Origin of the sequence: Marivirga sp. (genome assembly GCF_024636815.1) — a bacterium.
Classification (GTDB): Bacteria; Bacteroidota; Bacteroidia; order Cytophagales; family Cyclobacteriaceae; genus Marivirga.
In genome coordinates, this window is sequence record NZ_JAGXGF010000197.1 from 1 (window position 1) to 12,049 (window position 12,049).

Annotated in this window: 7 protein-coding genes; 6 read left to right on the forward strand and 1 reads right to left on the reverse strand. The window is 33.5% G+C overall.

From position 1 onward, the window contains the following. The 6 genes from Q0L29_RS14210 to Q0L29_RS14235 all read left to right on the forward strand — a co-directional run. Window positions 1–383 (forward strand): hypothetical protein (locus Q0L29_RS14210; protein ID WP_296622713.1); only part of this gene is annotated, 383 nt, incomplete at its 5' end. Between the two features lie 351 nt (window positions 384–734). After that, a complete protein-coding gene (locus Q0L29_RS14215) occupies window positions 735–2,837 on the forward strand; it encodes a M15 family metallopeptidase (protein WP_296622715.1) in 2,103 nt (700 codons plus the stop codon). A 4-nt stretch (window positions 2,838–2,841) separates the two neighbouring features. After that, a complete protein-coding gene (locus Q0L29_RS14220; RefSeq protein ID WP_296622718.1) occupies window positions 2,842–3,816 on the forward strand; it encodes a hypothetical protein in 975 nt (324 codons plus the stop codon). 24 nt (window positions 3,817–3,840) lie between these two features. Further along, window positions 3,841–4,758: a HEAT repeat domain-containing protein gene (locus Q0L29_RS14225; RefSeq protein ID WP_296622720.1), complete on the forward strand. Its 918-nt coding sequence runs from the start codon at window positions 3,841–3,843 to the stop codon at window positions 4,756–4,758. Between the two features lie 252 nt (window positions 4,759–5,010). After that, window positions 5,011–5,448: a gliding motility-associated C-terminal domain-containing protein gene (locus tag Q0L29_RS14230; RefSeq protein WP_296622722.1), complete on the forward strand. Its 438-nt coding sequence runs from the start codon at window positions 5,011–5,013 to the stop codon at window positions 5,446–5,448. A gap of 11 nt (window positions 5,449–5,459) precedes the next feature. Next, entirely contained in the window at window positions 5,460–10,739 is a 5,280-nt protein-coding gene (locus Q0L29_RS14235; RefSeq protein ID WP_296622724.1) for a PKD domain-containing protein, read from the forward strand. A 152-nt stretch (window positions 10,740–10,891) separates the two neighbouring features. On the opposite strand, the gene Q0L29_RS14240 is transcribed toward Q0L29_RS14235, so the two are convergent. Continuing rightward, entirely contained in the window at window positions 10,892–11,821 is a 930-nt protein-coding gene (locus Q0L29_RS14240; protein WP_296622726.1) for an NAD(P)-dependent oxidoreductase, read from the reverse strand. Between the last annotated feature and the right edge of the window lie 228 nt (window positions 11,822–12,049).

Consider the following 12,049-nt stretch of genomic DNA (forward strand, 5'->3'; position numbering starts at 1 on the left):
ATTCTAGATTTGACAATAAAGCAGAACGGTTTGTTTTACGTTCTTTTAATAAGACAGGGAAGAAAATAGATGAACTTGTAGTGAATGAGGAAATCAGAAGTTACACAAGTGCTTCTTTAGACCGATTCAGTTATAGTTTAATAAATTCAGACAGCATTAAGGTTTTTAATTACAAAGATGCCGAGAACCCAAATCAGGAAGATGAAAAATCTCCTTTAGTAACTAAAGTGGTAATTGAAAATTATGCAATTGACAGTCTTGGTAGGTTTAATAGAGTAGATGTAGATTCTGTTTTGCTTTCCAAGCCAATGAGAGCATATTCCAAATTTGATGTCGAACCAGAAGTAGATGACCCTGTTTATAAATTTTGGACTTTATGGTGACTATTAATATATCTACACTGAATTTCGGTTTACTTTCTATTAAATGAAATTACAGATTTTAACTATATTGTTTTTATTTATTCAAACTGACTATCACAATTTTAAAGATACTTTTCCAAAAATTGAGTATGATGAGTATGGAATTTATTTTACAAGAAATTTGAATAAAAAAGATTATCCTTAACTATCCAAAGAATATCCATTGATTCTAGAATCAGCTAGTTTCACTTATATCTGTGATAGTGATTCATCGAATTTCCAATATAAATATGGCTTATATGATATGGATAAAGATAAGATCACAGGGTATGTAACAGAAGTTTATAAGTGTTCGCAAGCTTTCCGCAGAATATGCGTCAATTCAATAGAGAATTTAAGCGTAGTGAGGAAAATTTCGATAAGGACGCCTATTATCTATTTGTAATAGACGGTGATTATTCAGATAAAGCAGGTCTTATGCCATTCAAAAGGCAGTTTGGCTACATTTTCAAAAACAATGTAGATAACATTAACAAAACCATAGCCCATGAACTAGCCCACGGAGCCTTTAGGTTAAGACATACTTTTAGCGATGAAGCCTATATAGCTAGTGAAAAAAGTACCGATAATCTTATGGATTATCGCCCAGATGGCACCGAACTCTACAAACACCAATGGGATTTGGTTCATGATCCGGAGAGTATGATTGGGTGGTTGGAAGATGATGAGGAGGGGGAGATGGGTACAGGGGGTGCTATAGATTTCCTAAGCTTAAAAAGTAATTCCAAGTTATCCCTAAAACCAGAGCCAATAAAACTTAAATACTTAATAGATAATTGGGATGATGAAATAAAAAAAATCGCAGAAATTGTAGATGGGCTTAGTTTTGAATTATCAGATTATCATTTAATGGTTTTTCTTACTAAGAAAGAGGTTGAAGAAGAAGAAGGAGTTAGTTTCAGAGAAGTGGTGTTTACAGAAAAATTTAAGGAGATTTCCAATCCAGATGGCGAGGTGGAATGGTTGGGTCAAATAGATGAGGATGGTAATATTCTTAATAGTTCAGTTGAGGATGATTATGTCTTAAATCTTGGGGTATTACATAATAGCCATTTGGATAAAAACTTTATTTCAGGTAGATTTTATGTTGATGAAAGGGATGAAAATGGATTATATCGAATTATTGATATTGAAATGAATAAATACGCCTCATTTATTGATCTACTACCTGATATTGAGTTTGAAGTTAATAAAGCTGGAGAAAATTGGGAGGAGGTAGATGAGGAAGTCAAAAGCATTGTAGATAACTTTAAAACTTATGAATCTTTTGAAAGTGTGATTAGAGATCAATCACACGGAATAGGCGAAATTTTTGAAAATATTGAAAACCCACTTCAGTATATGTATGACCAAACAGAAGAAGTGGAATTTTTAAAAACAACACTAAGAGTTCATAGTGCATTTAAAGAAAAGTTGGAATCTATTGAGGAAGAACTAGGAGATGCGTTAATCAACGTATATTCGTCAAGCTCAATTAATCATCCACCAAAATACAAAGATAATATAGGAGGAATAAATTTGAGGAGAATTCAAGAAAGCACGAAGATAAGTAATCATAGTTATGGTCTTTGTGTAGATATTTATCCAAAAGGAAATATTTACTTGATGAATTTTATTTATAAGAATTACAAAGGTGACATGGAAGTAATTGCGTTTATTAATCAAGTTACAGGGCTCAATATAATGAGTATGAATGATGCGCGTTTAATAGTTGAAAAGAATCAGATGTTTGTTGATTTACTAAATGAATATGATTTAAATGACTTCCAAAATGCAACTGAAATTTTCGAAGATTATGAGAAGGATATTGATAATTATTCAATATATAAATTAGAAAATGAGAATCCATTTTCATCATTTGATGAATTTATAATTTCATTAGAAACACAAAATAGTTCAGCAGTACAAACTTATTACGAAAGGGTTAAAAAATTCAATGAGTTTCTAAATTCTAATAAACCATTATTAGAATTCTTTACTTTTAGTGAAACTGGAAGAGAACAATTAGTTCAGTTAAAAGAACTATCTCAGCAATTATACTCAGATATTTCTCTATTAGAAAATAATTTTAGTAATGAGAATATATCAAGTCTTTTGACATGGGTTGCAGATAATACTTATGAATTGGGGGAGATTAGTGTAATTATTGATGATTTAGAATCTTTTAAATCTTCAGTAAATTCACTAGGATATTCTAATTTTGAAGACTATTCAGATATATTGATATCTTGGAACAATAATAGATTCAATAATAATTTGTTTCAAGATGGATTTTGTGATGTGCCCATTACATTAATTAACACATTTCTTAATCAACAAGATATTTCATGGGGTGGAACTTGGAACTCAGGAAGAGTGGATTATATGCATTTTGAAATTCCTGAAGCTTTGGTATCTGACTATTTAACAGAATAGAATTATGCATCTAAAATTTTTATTATCTAGTATATTATTTTTCTCCTTGCTTTTTTGTCAGGCTCAAGATGATTTATCTGTCACTGATTCGCTTAGATTGATATATTCAAATGAAGAAATACAGAATATGTCATTTGATGAAATTGTGAATGCTGTAAGGAAGATGCGTGGTCAAGAATTATTATTTCAAAGTCCAAAAACAGATTACCTTGGTATTGAAATTATTGAAGATATAGACAAAGGATTGCGCATAAAAGAAATCCAGAATTATGTATCTAAGACAAATAAGAATTTAAGCAAATTTAATCAGTATATTTTTCCTAATTCATATATCGATGTCTTGAATGGCTATTTTATGAGATTTTATAAAAACCCTAAAACCCGAGAATTAAGGGTACAAGATTATAAGAATTTTTCTATTGAGTTTCCTGATGGTCAAGGCGGGGAAGTTTCTTATTTTTCTAATTTCTCAAAACGAGTTTATTATTTAAATGAAGCAAATAAAGTGGTAAAAGTACATATCCAATATGCATTTAATATAAATGAGGGGCAAAAGATGAACAACACCGAAATGAAGCCTGTTAATTACGAATCGAAAGAATATTATTATCAAAATGATTCTTTAGTGTTATATAAAGAAATAAATGGAAGTCAAAATATAGATAAATATTACTACCTCATTAAGCAAGAAGAACTAGATACAACCAAAGTAGAAGTTACTTTGACCAAGAAATATTTTTATAAGTACAATTGTTTTTTAAATTTAGAAAAAGAAGAAACAATTAATCCAAAGGATTGGAAGGAAGGGTTAAAAACTTTAGAATTAGACACTATATCAACATGTAACAATAAATATGCATTAGAAGCAAGGAATATATTATTGGAATTAGAAGAGTTCAGAAATAGTGAAAACGAATATCTTCAACCTACTGAAAACTCATTTTTATCTCCGTATGAAATTAATGCATCTGATGACTGAAGTTAAAAATAATATTTAACCCCAATGAAACCCCTCCTAACCATAACCCTACAATTTCTAGCCCTTTCATTATGGGCTCAATCTTCTGTAACTGCGCTTAATCAGTATTTTGAAGAAGCAAAGAATGGCAGCTATGCCACAGCACCTCAAAGCTTATTTCAACCAGAAAATGATTTTGATGTGCTTATCACAGAACTAGAAAAATATCAATCCGATAGTACAGCTCGAATTCGCTCTAAAGCTTATAATCTAAGTAGTCGATTTGCACAGATTTCTGCTGATAATTCGGTAAGGCAAAAAGCAATTGATCAGCAAATTAATGCTTTAAATGATTCTGATAGAGGAATAGCAGGAAATGCTATTGAGGCTATGACAAATTTCAAGAATACTATTTTTACTGAAAGCCATAAGTCTAGGGTTTTAGGTCATTTAAATGCTGAAACGCCTCATTTTAATGATTTTGTAAAGCTTATTGGGTTTTTACAGATCAAATCAGTCATACCAAAGCTTGAAAGCTTTTTAGTAGAAAAGAATAATGCTGTCACCAGATGGAATATTAGATTATCCTTAGCCAGAATGGGAGATGAAAAAGCAATCGATTACATTACCAACCGCTTACAAAAAGCCCCAATTAATGATGCCTTTTCTTATGACATAGTTCCGGGTTTGGTCTATACTCGACAGCCAGAAATATTTGAATTTCTGGAAACCCAGATTCAATCTGAGAAAGCCAATTGCAGTGTTGCCAATCCAGATAGCAATCAAAAAATCACTTGTGCTTATAGAATTATGGAAGCATTGCCACATGCAATTCACGATTTTCCTCTACCTACAGACGAATTTGGAGAGTTAATGGTAGATGATTACAAAAAAGCCCTTCAAGACCTCAGGAAATGGTTTAATGAAAATGAAACTTATTCATTTAATCGTGAAATATACTGAGTGATTAAGGTAAGCACGCATTTTGCTTCGCAATGCGCACATGAAATTAAAGGTTAGCGCTAGCTTCATAGCTCGTGATGATTCGAAAAATCCCCTGAAACCTCACCCAACCATTAAGTGATTCACCTAAACCCTTTTAGTACATTCCCTTATTTTAATGCGGTTTATCCGTATTTTTTTATTTAAGAATTCCTCTGATTTATAGGAGTAGTAATATGACGAATTTTGATATATCATAAATCGGAATTCATCATGAAAAACATCATCATCACTATCGCATTAATAATTCTTGGCTTAAATGCTGGTTTTGCAACTGCAGATCCGGATAAAAAACCCACCAAATTTCGTATATTAGCAATAAGTGCTTCAAATGATTCTGTTATGAGCACATCTAATGTTATTACCCTATTTCAGCCCTTTTCAGTGGAATTTCCAACTGCATTTACTCCAAACGGAGATGGATTGAATGATACTTTTGGCGCTGTGGCTAAAGGAGTTAAAGAATATAAAATGGTGATTTATAACCGTTTCGGTGATGTAGTTTTTACCAGTTCCGACATCGATAAAAAATGGGATGGAACTGTGAATGGGGAAACTGCACCTTCAGGTGGGTATGTTTATCAAGTTTATGCAAAAGGTCATGAAGGACTTGGAGTTGATAAATCAGGTAAAATTATGTTAATTATATAATCATCGTCATCATGAAAATAACTATACTTTTTAAATCATCAATTATATTTTTTTTAAGCCTTATTGGGGTTGCTTTTCAATCTTGGGGTCAAATTGAAGCGGATCAAAGTTCCGGCTGTACGCCTTTGGTCGTTGCCTTCGCAATTGAAAATTATGATTTTGAATCTATTGTTTGGCAAACAGAGGATGGTCAAAGCTCGACTGTAAGTGAACCTACTTTCATTTTTGAGGAGGCTGGTGACTGGGAGGTTTTGGCAATTGTTACATTACAATCAGGTAACACTGATACACTCAGATATGAAAACCTTATTTCGGTAAACGAAAAGCCTGTAGTTGATTTTTCAATTGTGAATAATTCAAACTGCATAGGAGAAAGCATTGTATTTAATAATTTAACTACTGATGCTGATTCATATGTATGGTCTTTTGGTGATGGAAATCAATCAACGGAAGAAAACCCCACTCATCAATATGATGAAGCAGGTATTTATACAGTTTCTCTTACCGCTATAGTGGACGGATCTTGTCAGGAAATGACGGTCATGGAAAATGTAATTGAGATCCAGGAGGCGCAGGAAGTGGAAATTTCTGCTAGCCGATTTGTTCAATGCTTAACTGATAGCAATGATATATCTTTCTCATTAGAAGGCACAGTTTCTCAGGTAGAATGGGATCTTGGTGATGGAACTACTATAACCGGCTCAACTATCGAGCATTTATATGATGCAATAGGTGAATATACCGTAGAAGTTAATTATACTAATGAATTAGGCTGTTCTATAACCACTCAATTAGATTCCTTAATTACAGTAGATGAAATTCAGGCACCTACCATTGAAGTTAGCGAAACAAATGTATGCCTTGGTCAAGAAGTTACCTTAACAGCATTACATTCTTCTATGAATGGATTTGAATGGGAAATTAATGGTCAGCAGTATGAAGGAAAGGAAATCACTGTAGTTCTAAATCAGGATGGTGAAATAGATGTGGAATTAACCTTTACAAATGATGCAGGATGCACTATTTCAGTTGAAGAAGATGCCTTAATTAATGTACAAGAAGTTGAAGATGTAGCTGTTACATATCCTCAAATTAGTGGTTGTGAACCTTTCGATTTTGTGGCATCAAATAACACCTCGGATGCTGTAGGTTATGCCTGGTTAATAAATGGTGATACTATTCAAGGTGCGGATCTAAATTATACTTTTCAGAATCATGGAAATTATAATGTAATAGCAATAACGGAGTATGAAAGTGGCTGCATTGTTCAAACTGAGTTAAATGATGAAATTCAGGTTTTCCAGAAGGAAACCAATGTGAATGTCAGTGAATGGCAAGGGTGTGCTCCATTTACTACTGAGATTACCATATTGAATGAAGGAGCATCAGCTATAAGTTGGGAGTTGGATAGTACTGAAAAGGAAGGAAGTACTGTAAATTTTGAATTTGAGAATCCGGGAGTTTATTATCCCATAGTGACTTATATCAATAATAATGGTTGTGAAGTAGAATATGAATTCGAATCTCCTATTACTGTTTTGGATAGAAGTATTCCTTTAGATGAGCCTGAAGTAATTGAATCATGTACATTCACTGAAGTACATTTTAGCGGTGATATGGGATATGATTATTGGGAGTGGGATTTCGGTGATAATAATACTTCTTCAGAAAGAAACCCCATTCATAGTTATAGCGAAGCAGGGACTTATGAAGTATCCTTAACAACTCATAATAAAAATGGTTGTGAAACGACTATAGAAAGATATAATGTAATTGAAATACCTGATTTAGATGTACAAACAAATCTTGAAGTAACTGAAGGAGATGAATGTGGTTACTTTAGCGTGAATATTGAAACTGATTTAGAAGATTGGCAAACAGCCAGATGGTTTTATAATGAAAGCTTAATTGGAACTGATACGGAATTAAATGTTTCTTTCATTTCTTTAGGCGATGTTAGTATTACCCTAAGTGTAGGTAGTGGCGGAGAGTGCACTAAATCGAAGGCTATTATGATTCCTAATCCCTGGACGGATTGCGAAAATCCTGAAATCGAGGAGGAAGAAGAAGAAACTGATGGCGACAGTCCGATCGGTAAATTTCAATTTTCTACTTGTAATGTCCCTTATTCAATTGATTTAGTAAACCCTATTCCAAGTGCGAATAAATTTCAATGGAGATTTGAGAGTGGAGAGACTCATTCTAGAGGAAGTTTTACGGAAACATTTTATGAGACAGGTGAATATGTAATTGGCTATTGGGCTAAAATAGATGATGATAGTACTTTGTTGGTTGAGGATTATATCACAGTAACTGTCAGTAGATCTGATATAGATTTTGAATATGAATTAAAAAAGCTTTGCGAAGGATATGAAATTGTATTAAATCCTGTAAATCCTGATTTTGAGAATTATAGATGGAAGCTGAATAATGAAGTGATTGATTTATCAGCTGATAATAGTTATTTGATTGAAAATGAAGGGCTTTATTCTATTAGCCTTTCTGCTAGTGGTGACAATAGCTGTGCATCAACCAAAATTAAAAATGTCTTTATTGGTAATCAAGAAAACCAGTTTACATATCAGCAATCATTATGTCTAGGAGATGAATTAACCATTGAACATAACTTGATCGGTTTTGAAAGTATTAGTTGGGATATGGGGAATGGAGTACTTATTGATGATTTTGATAGCTCATATGTTTACAGTGCAGGTGGAGAATACGAGGTAAATGCAATTGCAACCGATTTTGAGGGTTGTGAGTACATTTTTGAACTACCACAAAATATTATTGTAAAAAATCCAATAGCAGAATTCACAGCTAATAAAACTACAGGCTGTGGAGAAACCTCTATTCGATTTCAAAATCAGTCAGAGGGAGCAACAGAATGGTTTTGGGATTTTGGAAATGGGGCAACAAGCAGCGCAGAAAACCCAAATGTACAATTTACGCCAGGTAATTATACGGTTACTTTAACCGCCTCAAATGGTGATTGTAGTAATACTATAACTAAATCAAACTTTATAGTAGTTCAGGAATTGAGCAGTGATTTCAGCTTTGAATATAATCAAACATGTTTACCTGTAACTGTTCAATTCACTGATGAAAGTGTAAATGCAAGCAGTTGGTTATGGGATTTTGGTGATGGAAATACTTCAAGCTTGCAAAACCCAACACATACCTATTATGAGTTTCCACAATCAGAAGTAAACCTGACTGTAGAAAATGATAATGGGTGTAGAGTAGAGGAGAAGAAGTCGATGAGTTTTATTTTTACAGCTAGTTTTGAGGCTGATGAAACCGAGATTTGCTTAGGAAGTAATGTTCAATTTAATGCCATAAGTGATGATGCGGTCAGTTGGATATGGGATTTTGGAGATGGAAATTCAAGTACTGAAAGAAATCCAGTTCATTTGTTCGAAACCGAGGGTGTTTATGATATTCAGTTAATTGCAGAAAATGATATGGGCTGTGCCGATACGGTAAACATGGCGCAATATATTAGAGTAATTCCTGCACAAGCTGATTTTCAGTTGGCAGATACAATTTCATCTAACTGTGTGCCTGTTCAAGTGTCTTTTCAAGATTTGTCTAATGGTGCTGAAAGATATTTGTGGGATTTTGGAGACGGAAATACTTCAAGGGTTGCTAATCCAATTCATTTATATAATACTGTGGGTAATTTTGACGTGACATTGGTTATTACCAATGAATTGGGTTGTCAAGATACGTTAAGACAAGAAAATTTGGTAAATGTAAGTGGTCCTGAAACTGAATTTGAAATTGAAACAAAAACGGTGTGTTTACCAAACACAGCTAATTTCACAGATATTTCGGCAAGTGCTGTACAATGGCAATGGATTTTTGGCGATGGAAATACTTCTACTGAACAGAATCCACAACATTTATATGAGGAAGTAGGTGTTTACGAAGTAACTTTAATTGCTCAAAATGAAGAAGGCTGTGAGCAGATTTTTAAAATGAATGATATAAAAGTATTGCCGACTCCAGAGGTGGATTTTGATATGGAAATTTCAGGAGAATGTTACCCTGTAGAAGTGCAATTGACGAATAACAGTACAAATCTTCTTAACCCAACTTATTTATGGGATTTGGGTAATGGTATTACTTCAACGGAAGAAAGTCCTACTGTTTTGATTGAGAATACTGGAACTTTTAATATCACCTTAACAGTGAAAAATGATAATGGATGTCCCGTTAGTTTCACTCATGAAGATCAGGTTTTAGTTCGAGATACAGTAGAACATAAAGAAGCCAATTTGAATCAAATATTAGTGGAGAATAATAGGGTCCAATTTGAATTCGAGGCCTACAACTATAATAATATTTCTCACTACAATGTTTACAGGGATAGTCCGAATGGATTTTTTTTACTTCAATCAATTGATTTGGAAGGTCTGACTAGCCAACGTATGATGTATGATGATCAAAATTGTCGCCCGCAGGATATGTCACATGAATATATTTTTCAGGCAGTTCCTTTCTGTGAAGATACGGTTGCTAGGGAACAATTAACTGTATTCAATACTTTACTTTTGAATAAACAGGCTGAACCGGAAAATAGAGAAAGAATAATCAATTGGAATTTATCAAAAGGATTTTCTATAGATAATCAGCGAATATTCAGAAAGTCAAAAGGAGAGGGGCAATGGCAGGAAATTGCGGTGATGGAAACCAATGCATTAAGTTTCCAGGATGAGGAAGATTTATGTCCCGGAGTATATGAATATAGAGTGGGGGCTTTTGAGCAAAATTCTCTGCGTTCTATTAGTAATTATATTGAATTTGAGATTACTGATGAGATTTATAATAATCAAGTAGCTGAAATTCAAAATACTACCGTAATGGAAACAGGAGAGGTTTTTACAGAATGGAGTATACCAGAAGAAGGTAAAGCAAGGATCACAGCTTTTGAAATTTTTAGAAGTGAAAATGGAGGTAAATTTGAGTATCATGATAGCGTAGAGCCTCATGAGCAATTCTATATAGATAAAGAAAGTGATACGGAGAATAATACTTACAATTATCAAGTGAAGGTGATTAATGACTGCTCAATTGATACAGATGCCAGTGATGAAAGTAATACCGTCTTGTTGCAAAAGAATGTACAATTCAGAAAATATGAATTAAGATGGAATGCCTTTGAAGGCTGGGAAGGAGGCGTAAAAAAATATGTAATTCAGCGCCTTAACGAAAACGGAGAATGGGAGACAGTGGAGGAAGTCTCAGGTGATAAGTTGAATACGATTATTCGAGATACGCAGGATTGATGGGTGAAGGATGATGGGTGTTGAGCTTATTACTAAGCATGGCTTAAGTGAGTGCCAAAAAGCAAAAAGGTCTGCACTGATTAAAGTTGGTAGAAAGTAGATTAAAGAATTGAAATTCTACACCCCTCATCCTTCACCCCACATCCCACTCCCTAAAACCTCAAAGCCTCTTTAAAAAGCAATAAATCATCTTTCAGACTGGTATTCCCATTAGGGAAATCAATATGTTTTTGAAGTTTACTTTCAGGGCTAACGAGCAGCTCTCTTAATTTTAAATGCTGGTTAATAAAGGTGAATTCCATTTCAGGATAGATAGATTTTAAAGCATCCACTATATCCAAAACCTGCAAATTCTGATTCACTACATTATAATAATTTGATGGGATATCATTTTTGATGGCAACCTGCCTTAAAACATTTGTAACTTTTTGAATAGAAATAAAAGGGCGGTGTTGCTTTCCATCCCCATGAATGGCAATCCGCTTATTGAAGTTTGCATCAAACATAAAACGGTTGATAACCGCATCAAAACGGACAGCATTGGCAAAACCGTAAACGTTTCCTAGTCTTAAGATTTGCGTATTGATTTTGTTCATCAAACGGGCCACATGTTCTTCTCCCCTTAATTTTGAGATACCATAAATCGTTCTTGGGTTAGGGTGATGATTTTCCTCTATCAATTCTGTAGATGAGCCAAATACAGAAACACTACTGGCGAAAACAAAATGCTCAACATCAGATTCTTCCACTGCATAAACCAATTCAGCCGTACCCCAGTGGTTGCTCTGCTCAAAATAATGCGGGTCTGCATCCGCAAAAGGCGTAGTCACCTTGGCCGCCAAATGGATGACTGTATCAATCCCATTTAAAGCTTTTTTAAGCTTTCTAGTATCCAATAATTCTCCTTGAATAAAATTGATTTTTTCTTGATTGGGGAGCTTATTTCCTAAAAAAAAATGGTAGTTATTCCGACTCAGATTATCATAAATCACAATCTGCTCTACTTCCTGCAAAGGCAGTAGTTGTTCTATCAATGCAGAACCAATATAACCAGCTCCTCCAGTAATCAATATTTTATTCATGAGGTGTTCAATTTAAAGAATCCGAAATTAAGGCATTATTGGTAGTTGTGAAAATGAAGTGGCTTAATGTTGATAAAAATGATTCAATTTTAAAAAAGTAATTTCAAAATTTAAGATCAGTTAGTAAAACATTTAGGATATATTTTTAATTTTAAGATAACTACTATATATTTAATAGTAAATTAAAACTAAAACCTGAAGAGTTATGATACCAGAAAATACCCCCCC

Excerpts from the sequence above, each read along its gene's own strand:
- Q0L29_RS14235 (WP_296622724.1), top strand. The coding sequence starts at position 5,460 with ATGAAAATAACTATACTTTTTAAATCATCAATTATATTTTTTTTAAGC.
- Q0L29_RS14215 (WP_296622715.1), top strand. The coding sequence starts at position 735 with ATGCGTCAATTCAATAGAGAATTTAAGCGTAGTGAGGAAAATTTCGAT.
- Q0L29_RS14240 (WP_296622726.1), bottom strand. The coding sequence starts at position 11,821 with ATGAATAAAATATTGATTACTGGAGGAGCTGGTTATATTGGTTCTGCA.
- Q0L29_RS14225 (WP_296622720.1), top strand. The coding sequence starts at position 3,841 with ATGAAACCCCTCCTAACCATAACCCTACAATTTCTAGCCCTTTCATTA.
- Q0L29_RS14230 (WP_296622722.1), top strand. The coding sequence starts at position 5,011 with ATGAAAAACATCATCATCACTATCGCATTAATAATTCTTGGCTTAAAT.
- Q0L29_RS14220 (WP_296622718.1), top strand. The coding sequence starts at position 2,842 with ATGCATCTAAAATTTTTATTATCTAGTATATTATTTTTCTCCTTGCTT.